Genomic DNA, 20,613 nt, shown 5'->3' on the forward strand with positions numbered 1-20,613 from the left:
GCGGGAGGACGCCGTCGTCCGCAACGCCCGCTGAGACAGGGCAGCGCCCCCCGCCCGCCGTCCGCCGCCTACCGGGCCAGCTCCTTCGTCACCCGGTCCAGCATGAACGCCGACGACTCCCTCGCCCGCTCCTCCCAGGCGAAGACACACACCGTCGCCACCCCGTCGAAGTTCATGTCGCGCAGGGTGGAGAAGAAGGTGTTCCAGTCCACCTCGCCCTGGCCGATGTCCAGGTGCTGATGGATCCGGGCGGCGGTGCCGGGCGGGTTGAGGATGTAGCGCAGCCCGGAGGAGCCCTTGTGGTTGAAGGTGTCCGCGATATGCAGGTGCTGGAGCTTGTCGCCCGCGTACCGCAGCATCTTCCCGATGTCCGCGCCCGGGTCCGACCCGGAGAGATGGAAGCTGTGCGGCGCGCAGTAGAGGTAGTTCACATACGGCTTGTTGATGGCGCGGACGAGATCGACCGCCGGGTCGTTCTCCTCGCAGAAGTCGTCCGGGTGGGCCTCCAGATTGAGCGCGATGCCCTCCCGCTCGAACGCCGGCAGCAGTTCCTCCAGCGACCGCCAGAACGCGGCCTCGCTCGCCGCCGCGGCCTCCGGACGCCCGTTGAACTCCGAGTTCATCAGCGGACAGCCGAGCTGCGCGGTGATCTCGATCATCCGCTTCCAGTAGCGGACGGCGGCCTGCCGCTCGGTCTCGTCCGGGCTGGACCACTTGTAGAGCGGCAGCACACTCGCCAGCCGCACCCCCGTCTCGTCCAGCGCCGACTTCAGCTCGGCCACCCGCTCGTCGTCGGCGCGCGGATGCAGGAAGAAGGGCATGAAGTCGTCGCGCGGGGACAGCTCGATGTACTCGTAACCCAGGTCGGCGACCGTCCGCACCATCTCCCGGATGGGCAGGGCGCGCAGCATGTACGGGTCAATGGCGATCTTCATCGGCCGGCTCCTCCGTAGAAGGCGGGCCGGGTGGCCAGCGCGTCGATCCGTACCGTCTCGCCGGAGTGCAGCGATGTGACGAGCGCGTCCGTGATGACGGTCGCGGCGTAGCCGTCCCAGGACGAGGGCCCGGTGGGCTCCGTACCGGCCGCTACGGAGGCCGCCCACTCGCGGAACTCGGTGTCGAAGGCGTTCTCGAAGCGGCCCTGCCAGTCCTGGAGGACCGCGGTGGAGTTCCGGCCCGCGCCGCGCACCGACACCGCCGCCGGGTCGGGCAGCCGGACGAGGCCCTCCTCGCCGACGGTCTCGCACTGGATGTCGTATCCGTAGCGGCAGTTGACGAAGACCTCCAGATCGATCCGGACGCCCTCGGCGGTCTCGAAGAGCATGATCTGCGGATCCTGGAGATGCTCCCGCGCGTTACGGGTCCGGCGCGGACGCAGCACCTGTACGGAGCGGATCTCGTCGTCGAGCAGCCAGCGCAGCACATCGATCTCGTGGACGGCCGTGTCCTGGCAGGCCATCTCGGAGGTGTAGGAGTCGGGAACGCTCGCGTTGCGGTGGGCGCAGTGCACGATCAGCGGCGCGCCGATCGCACCCGACTCGATGACCCGCTTCATCTCCCGGTAGCCGGCGTCGTAGCGGCGCATGAAACCGACCTGCACCAGCCGGGTGCCATGGGCGGTCTCCGCCTCGATGATCTTGAGGCAGTCCTCGGCCGTCGTGGCCAGCGGCTTCTCGCAGAAGACCGGCTTGCCGGCGGCGACGGCGGCGAGGACGTGCTCGGCGTGGGTGGGGCCCCAGGAGGTGATGACGACGGCGTCGACATCGGCCGCGTCGACGACCTCGCCGCCGCTGGGCAGCGCGCGGGCGCCGACCGAGGCGGCGACCTCCTCGGCGCGGGCCGTGTCGATGTCGAACACCGCGGTGACCCGGGTACCGGTGATCACATGGGTCAGCCGGCGGATGTGCTCCTGGCCGATCATGCCGGTGCCGATGACTCCAATGCGGACAGTCATGAGGGGATCTCCCTTTCGGAGAGGCTCAGTTGGAGGAGAGGGCCGGATTGCCGGAAGGGAGGGCCGGGCCGCCGGAGCGGGGGCGCCGGGTCCCGGTGAGGCCGCTCTCGCCCAGGACCTGGCGCGTCCGTACGGCGATCGGCAGCGGCACCTCGGGCGCGCACGGGTAGAGGTCCTGCTCGACGATCACGAACAGCTCGGCGTCCAGCCCGGCGAGCGCCTCGATCACCCCGGCCGGGTCGGGCACCCCGGCGGGCGGCTCCACACAGACCCCGCGCTTGACGGCCTCGCCGAAGGAGAGCTTCTCCTCGGTCACCTGGGCCAGCACGGCCGGGTCCATCTGCTTGATGTGCACATAGCCGACGCGCTCGCCGAAGCGCCGGATCAGATCGAGGTTGTCGCCGCCGCCGTACGCCACATGGCCGGTGTCCAGGCAGAGGTTCGCGTAGCGCGGGTCCGACTCGTTGAGGAAGCGCTCGATCTCGGGCTGGGTCTGGATATGGGTGTCGGCGTGCGGGTGCAGCACGAGGCGTACGTCGTACTCCTCCAGCAGCAGCTTGCCCAGCCGGTCGGCGGCCCGGCCGAAGCCGGCCCACTGCGGCGCGGTCAGCTCCGGGCTCTCGGTGAACGCGCCGGTCTTCTCGTCCCGGTACATCGGCGGGATGAAGACGAGATGGTGCGCTCCGGCCGCGGCGGTGAGCCGCGCGACCGGCAGCACCTCGGCGAGCATCTCGTCCCATGCCTCGGGCCGGTGCAGCGCGCCGAAGACGGTGCCGCCGGAGACCTTGAGGCCGCGGGCGGACAGCTCCTCGGCGAGGCGCTCGGGCTCGGTGGGCAGATATCCGTACGGGCCCAGCTCCAGCCACTCGTAACCGGCCTGGACCAGTTCGTCGAGGAAGCGGGTGTACGGGACCTGGTGCTCGTCCTCGGCGAACCAGACGCCCCACGAGTCGGGGGCGGAACCGAGGCAGAGATTGCCCGCGGTGGTCCGAGGAGAAGAGGATGACGTCATTGTCATGGCTGCGGCTCTCTGGGCGGAGGAGGGTGAAGCGGGGGACGGGCGGGGACGGTACGAGGGACAGGGTCAGTTGCTGGTGGGGAAGCTGAAGCCCGCCCCGGCGTCCTGCGCGCGCTGCGGCCAGCGGGTCGTGACCACCTTCACGCGGGTGTAGAAGCGCACACCCTCGGGGCCGTGGATGGGGCTGTCGCCGATGAGGGAGTCCTTCCAGCCGCCGAAGGAGTAGTACGACATCGGGACCGGGACCGGCACATTGACGCCGATCATGCCGACCTTCACCTTGCGCTGGAAGTGGCGCGCGGTGCCCCCGTCCGAGGTGAAGACGGCGGTGCCGTTCCCGTACGGGTTGGCGTTGATCAGCGCGATCGCCTCGTCGACGGTGTCGACACGCACCACGGCGAGCACCGGGCCGAAGATCTCCTCGCGGTACGCGTCCATCTCGGCGGTGACCCGGTCGAGGAGGGACGGGCCGACGAAGAAGCCGTTCTCGTGGCCCTCGACCTTGAGCCCGCGCCCGTCCACCACCACGGTGGCACCCTGCGCGGCGCCGGAGGCGACGGCGCCGGTGACACGGTCGCGGGCGGCGGCGGTGACCAGCGGCCCCATGTCGGTGGCCGGGTCGGAGCCCGGGCCCACGGTGATCTCGCGGGCCTTGCGCTCCAGGATCTCCACCAGCGGATCGGCGGCCGAGCCGACCGCGACGGCGACCGAGATCGCCATGCAGCGCTCACCGGCCGAGCCGTAGGCGGCGGCGATCAGGTGCTTGGCCGCGAAGTCGAGATCGGCGTCCGGCATGACAACCCCGTGGTTCTTGGCGCCGCCGAGCGCCTGGACGCGCTTGCCGCTCGCCGTACCGCGCTCGTGCACGTACCGGGCGATGGGCGTGGAGCCGACGAAGGAGACGGCGGAGATGCCCGGGTGGTCGAGGATCGCGTCGACGGCGGCCTTGTCGCCGTGCACGACGTTGAACACCCCGGCGGGCAGCCCGGCCTCGGCGTACAGCCCCGCGACGTAGTTGGCGGCCGACGGGTCGCGCTCGCTGGGCTTGAGGACGAAGGTGTTGCCGGTGGCGATGGCGATGGGGTGCATCCACAGCGGCACCATCGCGGGGAAGTTGAACGGGGTGATGCCCGCGACCACGCCCAGCGGCTGACGGAAGTTGTGCACATCCACATCGGTGGACACCTGGTCGGAGAACGACCCCTTCAGGATGTCGCCCAGACCGCAGGCGTACTCCACGACCTCCCGGCCGCGCGCGATCTCGCCGCGCGCGTCGTCGACGGTCTTGCCGTGCTCGGCGGAGATGATCCGGGCGAGCTTCTCCTCGTCGCGCACCAGCAGCTCACGGAAGGCGAACAGCACCCGGATCCGCTGGGCGAGCGAGGTCTCGCCCCAGGTCTCGAAGGCGGCCGAGGCGGCGGCGACCGCCGCGTCCACGTCGGACGGCTCGGCCAGCCGCACCTCCTTGCCGGACACCCCGGTGGCCGGGTCGAAGACGGGGGCGGTACGGGTCGAGTCGCCGGCCGTGGCCGCGCCGTTGATCCAGTGGTCTATGACAGTCATGGCGGGATTCCTCAGGGGGGATCGGTGCTCAGGGGGCCCGGAACGGCCAGGAGGCTCGGGGCTCGGGGATCAGAGGTAGTGGCGCTGGGAGCGCTTGGCGGCGCGGTACGTCTCGTACGCCTCGCGCGTCGAGTCGAGCGCCGAGACCTCGCTGACCGGGACGTCCCACCAGGCGCTGCCCGGCGGGTTCGGCCCGTACAGGTCCGTCTCGACATGCACGACGGTCGTACGGTCGGACGCCCGCGCCTTGGCCAGCGCGTCGCCGAACTCCTCGACGGTGGACGCCCGCAGGACATCCGCGCCGAGCGAGGCGGCGTTGGCGGCCAGGTCGACCGGCAGGACCTCGCCGTCGAGCTGGCCCGACGCGGGGTCGCGGTAGCGGTAACGGGTGCCGAACCGCTGCGAGCCGAGCGACTCCGACAGCGCGCCGATCGACGCGAAGCCGTGGTTCTGGACGAGGACGATGATGACCTTGATCCCCTCGGAGACCATGGTCACGATCTCCTGGGACATCATCAGATACGAGCCGTCGCCCACCAGTACGACGACCTCGCGGCTCGGATCGGCCATCTTCACCCCGAGGCCGGCGGCCACCTCGTACCCCATGCAGGAGTACGCGTACTCCACGTGGTACGCCTTCGGATCGCGCGAGCGCCACAGCATCTGGAGGTCGCCCGGCAGCGAGCCCGCCGCGTTGATGACCACATCGCGGTCGTCGAGCCCGGCCCGCAGCGCGCCGAGGATCTCGGTCTGCGCGGGCAGCGGCCCGTGACCGGCGGTGAAGCACGCGTCGGCGGTGCGCCGCCACTCGGCCGCCAGCTCCAGCACCCGCTGCCGGTAGGCGTCGTCCGTCTTCCAGCCGTCCAGCTCCCGCTCCAGACCGGCGAGGCCGAGCCGGGCGTCCGCGACCAGCGGCTCGGCGGAGTGCTTCACCGCGTCCAGCCGGGCCACGTTCAGATTGACGAAGCGGACGTCCGGGTTGGCGAAGACGGTGTGGCTCGCGGTGGTGAAGTCGCTGTAGCGCGTGCCGATCCCGATCACCACATCGGCCTCGGCGGCCAGCGCGTTGGCCGCCGTCGTCCCCGTCGAGCCGACCCCGCCGACCGCCGACGGGTGGTCCCAGGGCAGCGCGCCCTTGCCCGCGTGGGTGTCGGCGACCGGGATGCCCGTCGCCTCGGCGAACGACCGCAGCTGGTTCTCGGCGCCCGAGTACACCACCCCGCCGCCCGCCACGATCAGCGGCTTCCGCGCGGTGCGCAGCAGCTCGGCGGCGCGCTCCAGCGCGGCCGGCTCCGGCACCGGGCGGCCGATGTGCCACACCCGGCGGCGGAAGAACGCCACCGGCCAGTCGTACGCCTCCGCCTGTACGTCCTGCGGCAGACAGAGCGTCACCGCGCCGGTCTCCACCGGGTCGGTCAGCACCCGCAGCGCGGCCAGCGCCGCCGGGATGAGCTGCTCGGGCCGGGAGATCCGGTCGAAGTACTTCGACACCGGACGGAACGCGTCGTTGACGGAGACATCCCCGCCGCGTGTGTCCTCCAGCTGCTGGAGCACGGGGTCGGCGGCGCGGGTGGCGAACATGTCGCTCGGCAGCAGCAGGACCGGCAGCCGGTTGGTGGTCGCCAGCGCCGCGCCCGTGATCATGTTCGTCGAGCCGGGGCCGGTGGACGCCGTGCACGCGTGCGCGGCCAGCCGGTCCCGGGTCTTGGCGAAGGCCACGGCCGCGTGCACCATGCCCTGCTCGTTGCGGCCCAGGTAGTACGGGAGATCCGCCTCGCCGGTCCGGGCCGCCTGGAGCAGCGCCTGACCGATGCCGGCCACATTGCCGTGCCCGAAGATGCCCCAGACACCGGGGATGAACCGCTGCTCCTGGCCGTCGCGCTCGCTGTACTGGTTCGCGAGGAACCGGACGAGCGCCTGCGCGGTGGTGAGCCGTACCGTCTCCATCACACGTCCTTCGGGTTCTGCCGGGGGGCCTTCGGGGCGGATCCGGTGCCGAACGGCAGCCTGGGGTCCGTCTCCTGGTCCTCCCAGGTGGCGCGGACCCAGCCGTGCGCCGGGTCGTCGCAGATCAGCCAGGCGCGGTCCTGACCGGGACCGGCCATCACATTGAGGTAGTAGAGGTCGTAGCCGGGGGCCGCGACGGACGGGCCGTGCCAGCCGTGCGGGATGAGCACACTGTCGCCGGTGCGCACCTCGGCCAGGACGTCGAGGGGGCGGTCCGCGGTCCCGTACACCCGCTGGTACCCGAAGCCGGGACCCGCCGGTCCGGCGGCCACCTCGAAGTAGTAGATCTCCTCCAGCTCGCTCTCGCCCTCGCGTGCCTCGTCGTGCTTGTGGGGCGGGTACGAGGACCAGTTGCCACCGGGGGTGAGCACCTCGCAGACCAGCAGCTGGTCGGCGTCGAAGGTGTGCGGGAGGCAGTAGTTGTTGACCTGGCGGGAGCAGTTCCCGGCGCCGCGCAGCTCGGCCGGGACGCCGTCGGCCGGACCGTAACGGGCGGTCAGCCGCCGCTCGCAGCGGGCCGAGGGGAGGGCGAAGCGCCCGCCGCGCTCGCTGCGGATCACGGCCTCGGCGTCCCGGGGGACATACGCGAAGTCGGTGACCGCGTCGAAGACCCCGTCCCGGCCGGCCAGCAGGAACGTCGTACCGTCGACCGTGACCGTGCAGGAGCCGCTGAGCGGCAGCACCAGATACTCGCTGTCGCCGGTGGTGAGGGTGAGCGGCTCGCCCGGCGCCAGTTCGGCGACGCGCAGCCCGGAGAAGCCCCAGCGCGCGGAGTCGGGGGTGATGACGGTGGTGTACGGGCCGTCGGTGGTGGAGCCGGCCGGCAGATGCAGGCCGTCGTTGTCCTTGGTCACAGCGGTCCCAGGAGTCGCAGCGGTTGCAGGGGTCACAGCTGAATCCTTTGTCACAGCAGGCTCACCGCCCGGTCCACGGCCCCGGCGACATCGCCGTCCGCGGGGTAGAGAAGGGAACGGCCGACGATCAGGCCCTGGACGGTGGGCAGCGCGAGCGCCTTGTGCCAGGCGTTGAACGCGGCCTCGGCGTCCTTGACATCGCCGCCGAGGAGCAGCGCGGGCAGGGTGGACGAGGCGAGGACGCGCTCCATCTCGTCCACGACGGGCAGCTTGAGCCAGGTATAGGCGCTGCGCCGGCCCAGGCCCGAGGCGATGGTGATCGACTTGATGACGGCATCGGGGGAGAGGTCGTTGCGGATCCGGCCGTTCTCCCAGTACGAGAGGAACGGCTCGACCATGGCGATCAGCTCGCGGTCGTTCAGCTCGTCCACGGCCCGGGCGGTCTGCTCCAGTACGGAGGGGGTGGCCGGGTCGTCGAGGCAGATACGGGTGAGGGTCTTGCCGCCGTCGAAGCCCATGGCGGCGATCGCCTCGGCGTCGTAGCCGGTGAAGCGGTCGTCGATCTCGAAGGAGGAGCCGGCGAGCCCGCCGCGGTTCATCGAGCCGAAGACGCTCTTGCCGTCGAGGACGCCGAGCAGCAGCAGATCCTCCAGGATGTCGGCGGTGGCGAGCACCCCGGTCACCCCCGGGCGCTCCAGCGCGACACACATCCGGTCGAGGAGCGCGTGGCGGTCGGCCATGGCGGAGGGGTCGCCGCCGACGGCGTTCGCGCCCCGGGCGGGATGGTCGGCGGCGATGATCATGGCGCGGCCGTGGGCGCCGAGCGGTGACGCGGCTCTGGTCCGCCGGGCGGCGGCCTGCGCGATGGCGCCGGGGTTGTGGACCCGGGCCTCCACGATCCGCTGGACCTTGTCAGACACCCGTCGACTCCTTGATCTTCGCTTCGACCCGTGCCGCGTCGGGCATGGCGTCCGAGCAGGCCAGCTCGCCCGCGACCAGGGCGCCGGCCGCGTTGGCGAAGCGCATCGTCCGCTCCAGGTCCCAGCCGGCGAGCAGCCCGTGGCACAGGGCGCCGCCGAAGGCGTCCCCGGCGCCGAGCCCGTTGACGACCTCCACCGGCACCGGCGGCACCTCGACCGCGCTGCCCGTACGGTCCATGGCGAGCACGCCCTTCGGACCCTGCTTGACCACGGCGATCTCGACGCCGAGGCCGATCAGGGCGCGGGCGGCGGCGTACGGCTCGGTCTCGCCGGTCGCCACCTCGCACTCCTCCCGGTTGCCGACCGCGACCGTGGCGTGCGCGAGGGCCTGCTGGTAGAGGGCGCGCGCCTCCGTATTGCCGGCCGCCTCGGCGCCCTCCCAGAACATCGGGCGCCAGTCCAGGTCGAAGACCGTGAGGCCGGCCTTGGCCCGGTGCGCCAGCGCCGCGAGGGTCGCCGACCGGCTGGGCTCCACGCACAGCCCCGTACCGGACATCCAGAAGATCCGGGCCGACGCGATGGCGTCGAGGTCCAGTTCGTCCGGGCGGATATCGAGGTCGGGGGCCTTGGGCAGCCGGTAGAAGTAGAGCGGGAAGTCGTCCGGCGGGAAGATCTCGCAGAACGTCACGGGGGTCGGCGCGATGTCCGACGTACCGACGTGCGCGTTGTCGACGCCGTAGCCGGTGAGGGCCTGGCGGACGAACTGCCCGAAGGGATCGGCGCCGGTCTTCGTGATCACCGCGGCGCTTCTGCCGTACCGCGCGGCGGCGACCGCGACATTCGTCGGGCTGCCGCCCAGATACTTGCCGAACGTGGTGACATCGGCCAGGCCGACACCCGACTGCAACGGGTAGATGTCGACGCCGCTCCGTCCCATGGTCAGGACGTCCAGGACTGCCATGCGTGGAGACCTCCAACAACTGACACGCTCTACACGCTCTACTAGCGCGCTCTAGTTGCGAGTACGATCGTCCACGTCCATATGTCCTGTCAATGCTTGGCGAGGGGGAGTCTTCCGCTAGGTTCGGGGGCCGGAAGCGGCGAGGGGGATGGGATGGGAGAGCTGACGCCGGGCGGGCGGCGCCCCACCATGCAGGATGTCGCCCAGCGGGTCGGGGTGTCCCGCGCACTGGTGTCCCTGGTGTTCCGGAACCAGCCCGGCGCCGGTGAGGAGACCCGGCTGCGGGTGCTGCGCGCGGCCGACGAGCTGGGGTACCGGCCCGACAGCGCGGCGCGGCTGCTCGCCCGGGGCCGGAGCCGCACCATCGGTGTGATGCTGACGCTCCATCAGCCCTTCGAGGCCGATATCGTGGAGGGCGTCTACCCGGAGGCCGAACGCCTGGGCTACGACGTGCTGTTGTCGGCCAGCGCACCCGGCCGGGACGAACGCAAGGCCGTCGAGGCGCTGTTGAGCCACCGCTGCGAGGCGCTGATCCTGCTGGGGTCGCGGGCGAGCATCGGCCGCCTCGACGAACTGGGCCGCCGGGGCGCGGTCGTGGTCGTCGGCCGGACCGCGCGCGGCGCCCATGTGGACAGTGTGCACACCGCCGAGAGCAAGGGTGTGGGCCAGGTCGTCAGCCATCTGGTGGCGCTGGGCCACCGCGATATCGCGCATGTCGACGGCGGCCGGGAGACGGGCGCGGCGGAGCGCCGGCGGGCCTATCGCGCGGCCATGCGACGGCACCGGCTGGCCGAGTGGATACGGGTGCTGCCGGGCGCGTACGACGAGGCGTCGGGCAGTGCGGCCGGCCGGCTGCTGCTGGCCGGGGAGCGGCTGCCCACGGCGGTGTTCGCGGGCAACGACCGCTCCGCGATGGGTCTGATGCACACACTGGCCCGCGCCGGTGTGGAGGTGCCCGGCGATGTGTCGGTGGTGGGGTACGACGACAACCATCTCTCCCACCTCTCCCACATCGACCTCTCCACGGTCCGCCAGGACGCCGTACGCCTGGCGGAGCACGCGGTGCGGTTCGTGGTCGAGCGCCTGGACGATGCCGCGCTGGCCCCCCGCGAGGCGGTCCTCGACCCCCGGCTCGTGGTGCGGGGGACGAGTTCGCCCCCCGCACTGAACAGGATTTAGACGCTGACGGCCGGCCGTGCGCGGTCCCCCCGGCGCTGGTCCTGGTCCGCGAGATAGGTGTGGACGCGGGCGAGCAGGGCCTCGGGCTCGGGATCCGGCTGGAGCGCGCTGAGATGGAGCAGCCACAGGTCGTGGAGCCCCTCCTCGATATGGCTGCGGCCCTCCAGCGCGTCGGAGACGGTGTGCAGACCGAAGAACGCGCACACCAGTCCGTACGCCGCCACCTCCGGGGGTACGGCCGCGGCGAGCCGGCCCTCGCGGCGGGCCTCCCGGAGCAGTTCGGTGACGGTTTCCAGCCAGCCCACGAAGGGGCGCGGCAGGCTGACGTCGATGGCCGCGCGCTCCGCCCAGAGCCGGGCCCCGGCGCGGATGACGACATCGTCGCGGAAAGCCCGGGCGACATCGAAACTCAGTGCGACCGTTTTCTCCAGCGCCGGAAGGTCGGCCGATCCGTACCGGCCGATCAGCGCCGGCCAGGTCGCGAAATGCTCCTGGACAATGGCCAGCGCGAGATTCTCCTTGCTGGCGAAGTGGAAGTAGATGGCACCGCTGGTGCGTCCCGAACGCGTGCTGATATCGCTGATGCTGGTGCCGGCATAGCCTCGTTCGTCGAACAGGCGTGCTGCCGACTCCAGGAGAAACCTCCGTGTTGTTTTCGCCCGCGCTTGCGCCGCCCGAACCTGCACGTGTACCCCGGATTGCCGTTCCGTTAAATGACAGCACGCAATGTAGCGCCTTTGGCGGAACGGGCTGGGGTGCGGGGTCCGCGGAATTACGGTGTTCTTGTCGCATGAATGCATCAGTGGAGGGCGCACCGCTCGTGGAAGGCGCCCCCGTCGCGGGCGCCCCGGCCCCGGCCGTCCGCCCGGCGGCCCGCCCGCTGTCCTGGTCGCGCACCGTCGCCCGCGAGATGGTCCACCGGGACTCGGTGGCGGAGGTGCTTCTCACCGAGGTGCGCCGGGCCGCCGGCGGCGGGTTCGAGGCCGCGGCGAGCTGGCCCCGGTCCCATCCGACCTTCCCGCGCGGCGGCACCGGTCTGCACAGCCCGCTGATGATCGTCGAGACACTGCGCCAGCTCGGTATCTACGTGCCCCTGCGGTACTTCGGCGTCGCGCCGTCGGCCCGGCTGATCATCACCGATCTCCACTTCGAGACCGACCCGGCCGCCGAGCCGCGGGCGCGCTCCGGGGCCAGCCGGGTCAGCTGCCGGGTGCGGGTCGGCGGGCTGCGGCACGGGCCGGACGGCGAGGTCACCGGCCTGCGGCTCGATGTGTCCTACCGTGCCGACGGGCTGCTCTTCGCGCGCTCCGGCGGCGGCGCCCGCTTTCTGACCCCCGAGCAGTACGACGCGGTACGGGCCGACGCGGTACGGGCACCGTCGGCGGCCCGGACCGACACCGTCCTACGGGCCGACATGCTCCGGGCCCCCGCGGCCGTACCTCCCGACGCGGCGGTACGCCCCGACGCGCGGCTGATCGGGGTGGCCGGCCCGCACGACACCATGATCGCGGCCGTCGGCACCACCCTCCTGGTGGAACCCGCCGACCTGAGCCACCCCTACTTCTTCGACCACCCCACCGATCACCTCCCCGGCATGATCGTTCTGGAGGCGGCCCGGCAGGCGGCGGCCGTGGAGAGCGGTGGACGGCTGCTGCGGCCTACCGCCGGTCGGCTGAAGACCGCGCGTTTCATCGAATACGCGCCCCCCGCGCGCGTTCTGTGCGTGCCGCACCACGCGACCTGCGTCTTCCGCTTTCTCCAGGGCGGTGAACAGAAGGCATTCGGTGTCCTGCGCTACCAATAAACACATAGGGACACTAATTGCGGTCGCTTGACTGCTCCGAGTGACGCTCCCTAGCGTAGCGATCGTTATGTTCTGCGGCGGCGGCCCGAAACGGCATTCCGTGAAGGCATGTTGTGAAGGCATGTGACCGCCCGGAACCAGCGCTGCCGCGAACAGGGCATTTCCCGAACGGAAAAAAATCGGATGACAGCTCAACGCATCCTTTCCTGGACCCCCGCCGCCATCGTCTTCGACTGCGACGGCACTCTCATGGACACCGAATGCCACTGGCAGGACGCCCGCATTCACGCGCTGCGGGAGTACGGATTCACCCCCATGCCCGGCTTCGCCGAACGGGCCAAGGGGCTGCACTACACGGAATGCGGCCTCCTCATGGCCGAGGAGGCCGGCCGGCCCGAACTCGGCGACGAGCTGACCGGCCGGCTTCTCGCGCACTTCCGCGCACTCGTCGACGACAACCCCCTGACCATGCCCGGCGCCCCCGAACTCGTCGCGGACGCGGCCACGTTCGCGCCGCTCGCGGTCGCCAGCAACTGCCCGCGCGAGGTCGTCGAATCCTGCCTCGGCACCGCCGGGCTGCTCCAGTACTTCGCCCATATCGTGGTGCCGGACCACGAGACCAGACCCAAGCCCTACCCCGACGTCTATCTCGCCGCCGCCCGGCTCTGCGGCGCGGCCCCCGCCGACACCCTCGCGGTCGAGGACTCCCATGTCGGGATCCAGGCCGCCGAACGGGCCGGGATGCGCATCCTGGGCGTCGGCCCCTGGCCCGGTGACCGTACGGTCGAGCTGGTCGATCTCTGGGTCCGCTCGCTGGACGAGCCCGAGGTGCGCGGCTGGGCCGGCGGTCACGTACCGACCCAGTTCTCTCCCGCCCACGCGCCCTCGCGGGAAATCGGCCTACCATGAACGACGAGGACATATCCACCGCGCAGGGAGATGGCCACGGATGGACGAGGACCGCGCCGGCCGTCTTGTCGCCGCACTGCGCGCCCGGGGTGTGCCGGCCCACTTGGCCCACCTCGGTGTCTACCGGTGCGGGGTGCAGATCGTGCTCCCCGGCGGCGGTGAGGCCGTCTGGGACTACGACCCCGGGATGGGGCTGCGCGCCGAGGTGGTGGAGGACGGCGTCCTGGTCGGATTCGTCCCGCAGGTGAGCGGCTCGGCGGACTTCACCGAGGAGCGGCTCGTCGCCGTCATCGCCGCCACCCGTTACGACCGCGAGGCGCTGAGCACCCCGGTGGACAGCGGCACCGAACCGGACGGCACGGGCGGCGACGGTACGGGCCTGCCGTACCGGGACACCGGCCCCGCCTTCCTCTCCCGGGCGCGCCGCCGCCGGCTCCGGCTGCCGAGGTGGCCCCGCCGGCCGTGGTGACCCGGCCGCATCGGCTCCGTACATAGGTACGGGTACGGTCCTCCGTCACGCGGTCGGCTGCTGTTTCCGCCGATTCGCCCCGGGCGCCCGGTCCGAGTGGGCATGCTGAGGGACATGGCTGAGCATGGTGAGAACGTGCCCGCGTACCGCACGATCCGGGTGGCGGGCCCGGAAGGACCGGTCGAGGCGGTGGCGGACGCGGCGGCGTGGCAGGCACGTATGGCGTATCCGGACATCCTCTCGGCCGGCGGCCCGCTCTTCGGCGTGGTGCGCGAGCGCGAGGAGGGCGGCTGGGAGCTGATCACACCGTTCTCCGGCACGGCTCCGCAGGACGCCCGGGACAGCATGGGCTCCCAGTTCCGGATGCTGGCGAAGCGGTGCGAGGAGGACGGTGACACCGACGCGCTCCAGGAGTGTCTGCGCGCGGCCGAGCGCACGGAGTGGGAGACCGACGACGAGGTGACCCTGCTCGGCACGCGCTACCGGGTCGCCCGCGCGGAGTGTTTTCTGCGCTCGGGCCCGGACGGACCGGAGCCGCCGCGCCCCACCGACCCCGACCCGATGGAACCGGGCGAGTCGCACCGGGCCCCGGACCCCTCGACCGGCTTCGTCTTCGATCCGGTCATCGCCACCGGTATGTCCGCGGGCATCCTCAAGGCCGAACTCCTCTCGCTCGTACCGAAGCCGGGCACCGTGCCCGGCGCCATGCGCGAGGACGCGCTGACCGCCGCGCTGACCCACCCCGGCGGAGTACTGCTGCCCGCCGCCTTCATGACCGCGGAGAAGATCCACGGCCACTGGCGGCCCAGCTCCGTCCCCCACCACACCACACCGCAGAGCGCGCGCGACACCCTCGCCATGGCGCTGCGTGTGAAGATCCCCTGGAAGCGCGGGCTCGGGCCGCGCGAGCGCGCCCCGTACTCCGCCACCGCGGACCGGCTCGACGCCGAGCGCTGCGACGAACTGACCGTCGAGGGAAGTCACTTCAGGGTCGTACGGGTCGAACGCCTGGTCCGTATCGGCCCCGAGGGCCCGGAGGGACCCCGGCCCGCCGACCTCGACCCGCAGCCGCCGGTGATGGTCCAGCACCAACAGGACGTCGCGAGCGGCCTGATCCCGGCGGACGGCACACCGGACGGCGAGGACGCCGGCCCCGTCGAACTCGACCCCAGCACCCAGCGGCTGGCCGCGCTCGTCGGCGAGGAGGAGGCCCGCCGCAAGCGGCTGCGGACGGAGGGGCCACCGGCGGGCCGGTCGCCCGAGTCCGGCGAGTCCGGCGCTGACGGTTCCTGATGGGGCGTCAGATCCGCTGTCAGCAGCGCTCGTTGACATGGCCCGGCTCGCCCGCCGGTACGAGGTCACGGTCGCGCAGGACGACCATCAGCCGCTTGCCCCAGTCCCGGCACGCCACGGTGAGATCCTTCCGGCGGTACTCGATCACCAGCACCTTGTCGTCGTACGCGTCCGCGTAGGCCCCGCACTCCTGGTAGCGGGCACACTCCTCGGCGATGGCGAAGTCGAACCCCAGCTCCGTCCGCAGCTTCGCCATCTCCGCGGCGTTCTTCTGGCCGATGGCCAGTCCCGCCCGGTGCGCGCGCGCCGACAGCAGCTTGGCGAAGGCGGCGGCCTGCGCGCGGTCCAGCAGCCCGTCCGAGCGCAGATACGAGTCCAGATTGTCGGCGTCGATCCCCGCGAACCCGTCCTTCGCGCAGCCGTCGAACCAGCCGCCGACGATCCCTGCCAGCCGTTCGCGCCGGTCGGCGGTGGAGATGTCCAGCAGCGGTTCCTGCCAGTCCTCGTCGATGACGAGATCACCGTCCGCGCTGCGGAGCAGCAGATCCGGGTGCTTCTTCTCCCACCAGTCGATGGCGTCGGGCTGCGCCTGATAGGCGTTGACGTAACAGATGTTGTACGCGCCGGACGCCGGGTCGGGGTCCGCCGTACGGTCCCGGACCACGGTGCGCACCCCCTCGGGCGGGTCGTACGGGCCGCCCAGCTGATAGTCGAACGGCTGCTCAGGCAGCTGCCGCACGGGGCCGGCCGTGCTCTTCCCGGGTGTGGGCTTCGAGGCGGCGGGCTCGTCCGCGGTGTCCGCGGAGGTACAGCCGGACAGCGCGAGCGCGAGGGTGAGCAGCAGGGGTGCCACCGCGGTGCGGGTGGCGGGGAGGAACGGCACAGGGGCGCCTTGACGTCGGAGGGGCGGCGGACACGTCAAGTTTCCCATCGTGTCCACCGCCCCCACACGCGCGGTCACTCCCGCGCCCCGGTCACTCCTTGACGGCCCCCGAGTTGGCGCCGTTCACGAAGTAGCGCTGGAAGCAGAAGAACAGCGCCGCGACCGGCAGTGTCGACAGCAGCGCCGCGGCCAGCTTCAGCGGATACTGCGTCCCGCCGCCCAGACCGCCCGAGACGAACCGGGCCAGGCCCGTGGTCAGCGTCTCGTACTGGCCGGACTGGGTGGCCACCAGGAAGTGCGTGAACTCGTTCCACGAGCCCTGGAACGACAGGATCGTCAGGGTGATCAGCGCGGGCCGCGCCATCGGCAGCACCACCGACCAGAACACCCGGAACACCCCCGCCCCGTCGACCCGCGCCGCCTCCTCCACCTCGCGCGGCACCGACTCGAAGAACTGCTTCATGATGAAGATGCCCGCCGCGTCCACCAGCAGCGGCACGATCATCGCGGTGTACGTGTCGAAGATGCCGAAGGTGTTCAGCACCAGGAACTTCGGGATCAGCAGCGCCACCCCCGGCACCGCCATCACCGCGAGCACGAAGCCGAACAGCAGCGAACGGCCCCGGAAGCGCAGCCGCGCCAGCGCGTACCCCGCCATCGAGTCGAACAGCACCCGCCCGGCCGTCACCAGCACCGCCACCAGCGCCGAGTTGGAGAGCCAGCGCAGGAACGGCACCCCCTGCGCCGACTCGCTCAGCCCGAACAGCCGCTGGTAGGCGGCCGTCGTCGGGGTCGTGGGCAGCAGCGCCAGCGGATGCGCCGCCGCGTCCGGGTCCGTCTTGAACCCCGTCACCAACTGGAGCGCGAAGGGCAGCAGATAGAGCAGCCCGACCCCCACCACCAGGCCGTAGCCCAGCACCCGCGCCGGGACCGGGAAGCGGGTCAGGACGGGCCGGGACCCGGCGCGCGCCGCGGCGCGCCGGCGGGCCCGCTCGGCCCGCCGGTCCGTGTCCGTAACCCTGCCCGTGCTCCGGTCCGTGCTCCGGTCCGTATCCGTACCGGTGGCGGTCATCGCTTCCTCCCGGAGCGCTCGCCGCGTTCCCGCAGCGCCCAGCGCTGGAACACGGTCAGACAGAGGATCAGGGCGAGCAGGATGAACGCGATCGCCGCGCCCTGGCCGAAGTCCGCGTTGTCGAAGCCCGAGGAGTACGACAGGAACGCGGGCGTCAGCGTGGTGTTGCCCGGGGCGCCCTGGCCCATCACGTACACCTGGTCGAAGACCTGCCAGGTGGAGATCAGCCCCAGGGTGAGCACGAGGAACAGCACGGGACGCAGCGCGGGCAGTGTCACGTACCGCAGCAGCTGGCGGCGGTTGACGCCCTCCAGGGCCGCCGCCTCCTCCAGCTCGCGCGGGATGTCCTGGAGCGCCGCGAGGAAGATCAGCATGAAGGTGCCGGACGTGGTCCAGACCGCCAGCAGGATGATCGTGCACATCGCGACCGAGGGGCCCGACAGCCACTCGAACCACGACAGTCCCATGAACGAGTGGTCCGCCAGGACGCCCGTCGGTTTCTCGGGGTCGACGACACCGAGATCGCCCAGGACCATCGAGAGCACACCGCGCGGGTCGGCGAACCAGTTCGGCCCCTTGATCCCGATCCAGGACAACAGGGAGTTGACCGCCCCGCTGCCCTGGAAGAGGAAGAGGAACACCGTCGAGACGGCGATGGAGCTGGTGACCGACGGGAAGAAGAACGTCGTCCGGAGGGCTCCCCGGGCGCGCAGGATCTTCTGGTTGACGATCAGCGCCAGACTCAGCGCCACGATCGTCTGGAGCGGCACGGTGAGCAGCACGTAGTACGCGTTGTTCCGCAGCGATGTCGCGAAGAGTGTGCGGTCGAGCCCGTCCTCGGTGAGCAGCGCCCGGTAGTTGTCCAGACCCACGAAGTCGGCCTGGCCGCTGAACGGATTGGACTGCCCGTCCCAGTGCAGCAGGCTGACCCAGAGCGCCATCAGGATGGGCAGCACCAGGAACAGACCGAGGACGATCACCATGGGGCTGACGAAGAGCCAGCCCCAGAAGCCTTCCCCACGACGGCCCGTGCGCGGGGCACGGTCACGGGCCGTCGGGGGCGTACCGGCCGCGCCGGGCGAGTCAGGTTCGCCCGGTGCGCCGGTCGTGCGGGGCGCGCTGCGAGCGCGCGTGGTGGAGAGCGCCATCGGGCTCAGTTGCCCTTCGCGATCGCCTGTTCACCGTTGCGCTGGAGGTCGCCGAGGATCTTCTTCGGGTCGGCGGTGCGCAGCGACTGGAGGTCGGTGTTGAACTGGCTGAGCACCTTGTCGAAGCCGGCGATCGTCACCGGGCCCTGCGCGTAGGCGCTGCCGTCGACCCAGGCCTTGGCGGCCGGGTGCTTCTCCGCGTACGTCTTCAGCGCGTCGGCGCGCGACGGCATGACACCGAACGCGTCGGCGAAGGCGTTCTGCTGCTTCGCGGAGGTGAGGTACTTCACCAGGTCGACCCCGGCCGCGCGGTGCTTGCTGTCCTTGGCGACGCCCCAGCAGTTGCTGTACGCGAGCGTGCCCTGGCCTGCCGGGCCCGCGGGCAGCGGCGCGATGGCGTACTTGACGTCCGGGTAGTCGAGCTTCATGCCGCCGTCGAGCCAGTTGCCCTCGATGGTCATCGCGGCCTTGCCCTTGCCGAGCGCCTCGCCGCCCCAGCTGGTGTCGACCTGCTTGGCGAACTTCATCGAGCCGGACTTCAGCAGCGACTGGACGAAGGTGAGCCCTTCGACGTTGGCCGCGCTGTCGGCGGTCATCTTCCGCTGGTCCGTGTCCGTGATCCAGCCGCCCGCCTCCTTCATGAAGACCCCGAGCCGCTGGTACTCGTCGCTGGTGACCAGACCGGTGACCCCGCCGCCGGTGAGCTTCGTGGCGACCGACTTCAGCTCGGCCCAGGTCTTCGGGTAGTCCTTCTCCGTCAGCCCGGCCTTCTTCCACAGGCCGGTGTTGATGGCGAGACCGAGGGTGGAGGTGTCCTTGGGCAGACACACCAGCTTGCCGTCGTACGAGAACGAGGCGCGCAGCTGCTCGGAGAAGACGTCCTTGTCGGCTATCTCGTCGCCGTACGGGTACAGCGAGCCGCCCTTGGCGTAGTTCGCGAACTGGTCGGAGTTGACGTAGAAGACATCCGGCGGCTTGTGGCCCGCGAAGGACTGCGCGAGCTGCTGGTTCATGTCCTTGGCGACCTCGACGGTCACCGAGTTGCCGGACTTCTCGGCGTACGCGGCGGCCGCCGCCTTGACCGCCTGGGTCTCGGCGTCCCCCGAGGTGGCGATCAGGACCGTCAGCTTCTGTTGGGCGGCCTTGTCCTGGACCGCGCCGTCGCCGCTGTCGAAGTTGGACGAGCAGCCGGTGGCGGTCAGCAGCGCCGCGCAGGTGGCGAGGGCGGCGACGGCCGTGCGGGTGACCATGAGTTCCTCCATGAAAGATAAGACGTGCGGCTCAGTCGCCCGGAGAAGGGGCGCTGTGAAGCGGTGTGGTGTTCCGGCGGTGTGATCCGGTGGTGTGAAGCGGTGTGGTGTGGTGTGGTGTGTGGTGTGGTCCGGCGCCGGGTCAGCCGCCCGGCGGGGGCGGCGCGCTGTCGCGTACGACGAGCGACGGCGCGAGCAGGACGCGCCCGGGCTCGGCGTCCGGCCGGGCCATCCGGGCCAGCAGCAGCCGTACGCACTCGCGGCCCACCGCCTCCAGCGGCTGGGCCACGGTGGACAGACCGGGGGAGAGCAGCGCGGCGGTGGGCGAGTCGTCGAAGCCGATGACGGCGACATCCGCGCCGGGCCGGGCGCCGCGGTCGCGCAGCGCCTGGTAACAGCCCATCGCGAGCGCGTCGCTGGCGGCGACCACCGCCGTCGCGCCCGCGTCGAGAAGCGGACCGGCGGCCTCGCGCGCCGCGGCGATGTCGTCGACGCTCTCGGCGCGCCGGCCGCGTACCGGCAGGGTGTGCCGGCGCATCGCGCGCTGCCAGCCCGCCGCGCGGTCGTCGCCGACGCCGGAGCCGCGCGGCCAGCCGAGGAAGGCGATCCGGCGGTGGCCGAGACCCACCAGATGCTCCACCGCCGCGTCCGTGCCCGAGGCGCCGTCCACATCGGCCCAGTCGCCGATCTGCCGGCCCGACCACATCCGGCCGAAGCCCACGAACGGCACACCGCGCTTGGCCAGCCACGCCTGGCGCGGGTCGCCCCGGTCCGTACCGCTCAGCACGAAACCGTCGACGCTGTGCAGATCAAGCAGTTCCTCGTGGCCGTCGAGACTGGCGCGGCCCGGCGGCGAGGCGAACAGCAGGATCCGGTAACCGGCCTCGTCGGCCGCCTCGGACAGCGCGTGCAGGAAGCGGTCCATGACCGGCGCGGAGAGGCCCGGCGCGGTGGGGCGTATCCCGTACCCGATGAGTTTGCTGGAGCGGGTGCGCAGCGTCTGGGCCGCGCGGTGCGGCCGGTAGCCCATCTCCTCGACGGCCCGGCTGACGCGCTCCAGCGTCTCGGGGCGCAGCAGCCCCGGCGAGTTCAGCGCGTTGGAGACGGTCTGCGGGGAGACCCCGGCCCGGCGCGCCACCATGGCCAGGGTCACGGGACCGGCCTTTGCCGCGGGGGTGTGGGCGGGGCGGGACATGACTCTCTCCGGACGTTTGGGTGAGACGACGAGCAGGCGACAGGCAGGCGCCGAGCACGCGACCGGTTCAGGTGACGTGTTCAGGCGATGAGTTTATTGGAGCGTTCCAATGCCATTGTCAACGGGCTGAAGTC

The 20,613-nt window shown here is 71.4% G+C and carries 19 protein-coding genes; 5 read left to right on the forward strand and 14 right to left on the reverse strand.

Annotated elements, in window-relative coordinates:
- Positions 1-68: 68 nt before the first annotated feature.
- From DVK44_RS28050 to iolC, 8 genes are all read right to left on the reverse strand, one after another.
- Entirely contained in the window at positions 69-935 is an 867-nt protein-coding gene (locus DVK44_RS28050) for a sugar phosphate isomerase/epimerase family protein (RefSeq protein ID WP_114663090.1), read from the reverse strand.
- Positions 932-1,954, reverse strand: a complete 1,023-nt coding sequence (locus tag DVK44_RS28055) for a Gfo/Idh/MocA family protein (RefSeq protein ID WP_114663091.1) — start codon at positions 1,952-1,954, stop codon at positions 932-934. The genes DVK44_RS28050 and DVK44_RS28055 overlap by 4 nt, the downstream gene beginning before the upstream one ends.
- Positions 1,955-1,979: 25 nt before the next feature.
- A complete protein-coding gene (locus tag DVK44_RS28060; RefSeq protein WP_114663093.1) occupies positions 1,980-2,966 on the reverse strand; it encodes a TIM barrel protein in 987 nt (328 codons plus the stop codon).
- A gap of 72 nt (positions 2,967-3,038) precedes the next feature.
- Positions 3,039-4,535: a CoA-acylating methylmalonate-semialdehyde dehydrogenase gene (locus DVK44_RS28065; RefSeq protein ID WP_114663094.1), complete on the reverse strand. Its 1,497-nt coding sequence runs from the start codon at positions 4,533-4,535 to the stop codon at positions 3,039-3,041.
- A gap of 69 nt (positions 4,536-4,604) precedes the next feature.
- Positions 4,605-6,482 carry a 3D-(3,5/4)-trihydroxycyclohexane-1,2-dione acylhydrolase (decyclizing) gene (gene iolD, locus DVK44_RS28070; protein WP_114663096.1) on the reverse strand — a complete coding sequence of 626 codons (1,878 nt, stop codon included), beginning with the start codon at positions 6,480-6,482 and terminating at the stop codon, positions 4,605-4,607.
- Positions 6,482-7,432 carry a 5-deoxy-glucuronate isomerase gene (iolB, locus tag DVK44_RS28075; protein WP_408055366.1) on the reverse strand — a complete coding sequence of 317 codons (951 nt, stop codon included), beginning with the start codon at positions 7,430-7,432 and terminating at the stop codon, positions 6,482-6,484. The genes iolD and iolB overlap by 1 nt, the downstream gene beginning before the upstream one ends.
- A gap of 14 nt (positions 7,433-7,446) precedes the next feature.
- Positions 7,447-8,316, reverse strand: a complete 870-nt coding sequence (locus DVK44_RS28080; protein WP_114663100.1) for a Cgl0159 family (beta/alpha)8-fold protein — start codon at positions 8,314-8,316, stop codon at positions 7,447-7,449.
- A complete protein-coding gene (gene iolC, locus DVK44_RS28085) occupies positions 8,309-9,277 on the reverse strand; it encodes a 5-dehydro-2-deoxygluconokinase (RefSeq protein WP_114663102.1) in 969 nt (322 codons plus the stop codon). The genes DVK44_RS28080 and iolC overlap by 8 nt, the downstream gene beginning before the upstream one ends.
- A 189-nt stretch (positions 9,278-9,466) precedes the next feature.
- Between iolC and DVK44_RS28090 the strand changes: the two genes are divergently transcribed.
- Positions 9,467-10,456 carry a LacI family DNA-binding transcriptional regulator gene (locus DVK44_RS28090; protein WP_114665494.1) on the forward strand — a complete coding sequence of 330 codons (990 nt, stop codon included), beginning with the start codon at positions 9,467-9,469 and terminating at the stop codon, positions 10,454-10,456.
- On the opposite strand, the gene DVK44_RS28095 is transcribed toward DVK44_RS28090, so the two are convergent.
- Entirely contained in the window at positions 10,453-11,142 is a 690-nt protein-coding gene (locus DVK44_RS28095; protein ID WP_228447408.1) for a ScbR family autoregulator-binding transcription factor, read from the reverse strand. The genes DVK44_RS28090 and DVK44_RS28095 overlap by 4 nt on opposite strands.
- A gap of 104 nt (positions 11,143-11,246) precedes the next feature.
- Here DVK44_RS28095 and DVK44_RS28100 point away from each other — a divergent pair, with 104 nt between their 5' ends.
- The 4 genes from DVK44_RS28100 to DVK44_RS28115 all read left to right on the forward strand — a co-directional run bounded on the left by DVK44_RS28100 (position 11,247) and on the right by DVK44_RS28115 (position 14,931).
- Entirely contained in the window at positions 11,247-12,260 is a 1,014-nt protein-coding gene (locus DVK44_RS28100) for a ScbA/BarX family gamma-butyrolactone biosynthesis protein (protein ID WP_114663104.1), read from the forward strand.
- Positions 12,261-12,443: 183 nt separating this feature from the next.
- Positions 12,444-13,169: an HAD family hydrolase gene (locus DVK44_RS28105; protein WP_114663106.1), complete on the forward strand. Its 726-nt coding sequence runs from the start codon at positions 12,444-12,446 to the stop codon at positions 13,167-13,169.
- Positions 13,170-13,209: 40 nt separating this feature from the next.
- Positions 13,210-13,638: a hypothetical protein gene (locus DVK44_RS28110; protein ID WP_114663108.1), complete on the forward strand. Its 429-nt coding sequence runs from the start codon at positions 13,210-13,212 to the stop codon at positions 13,636-13,638.
- 114 nt (positions 13,639-13,752) lie between these two features.
- Positions 13,753-14,931: a DUF5954 family protein gene (locus tag DVK44_RS28115; protein WP_114663109.1), complete on the forward strand. Its 1,179-nt coding sequence runs from the start codon at positions 13,753-13,755 to the stop codon at positions 14,929-14,931.
- A gap of 19 nt (positions 14,932-14,950) precedes the next feature.
- On the opposite strand, the gene DVK44_RS28120 is transcribed toward DVK44_RS28115, so the two are convergent.
- From DVK44_RS28120 to DVK44_RS28140, 5 genes are all read right to left on the reverse strand, one after another.
- Entirely contained in the window at positions 14,951-15,814 is an 864-nt protein-coding gene (locus DVK44_RS28120) for an endo alpha-1,4 polygalactosaminidase (RefSeq protein WP_228447409.1), read from the reverse strand.
- 91 nt (positions 15,815-15,905) lie between these two features.
- Positions 15,906-16,886: a carbohydrate ABC transporter permease gene (locus DVK44_RS28125; protein ID WP_114663111.1), complete on the reverse strand. Its 981-nt coding sequence runs from the start codon at positions 16,884-16,886 to the stop codon at positions 15,906-15,908.
- Positions 16,883-18,034, reverse strand: coding sequence for a carbohydrate ABC transporter permease (locus tag DVK44_RS28130; RefSeq protein WP_114663113.1), 1,152 nt, complete (start codon positions 18,032-18,034; stop codon positions 16,883-16,885). The genes DVK44_RS28125 and DVK44_RS28130 overlap by 4 nt, the downstream gene beginning before the upstream one ends.
- Before the next feature lie 5 nt (positions 18,035-18,039).
- Positions 18,040-19,284, reverse strand: coding sequence for a sugar ABC transporter substrate-binding protein (locus DVK44_RS28135; RefSeq protein ID WP_114665497.1), 1,245 nt, complete (start codon positions 19,282-19,284; stop codon positions 18,040-18,042).
- Positions 19,285-19,426: 142 nt separating this feature from the next.
- Positions 19,427-20,479 (reverse strand): LacI family DNA-binding transcriptional regulator, encoded by a 1,053-nt coding sequence (locus DVK44_RS28140; RefSeq protein WP_114663115.1) that lies wholly within the window; start codon positions 20,477-20,479, stop codon positions 19,427-19,429.
- Between the last annotated feature and the right edge of the window lie 134 nt (positions 20,480-20,613).

It is taken from the genome of Streptomyces paludis (assembly GCF_003344965.1).
Lineage (GTDB): Bacteria > Actinomycetota > Actinomycetes > Streptomycetales > Streptomycetaceae > Streptomyces > Streptomyces paludis.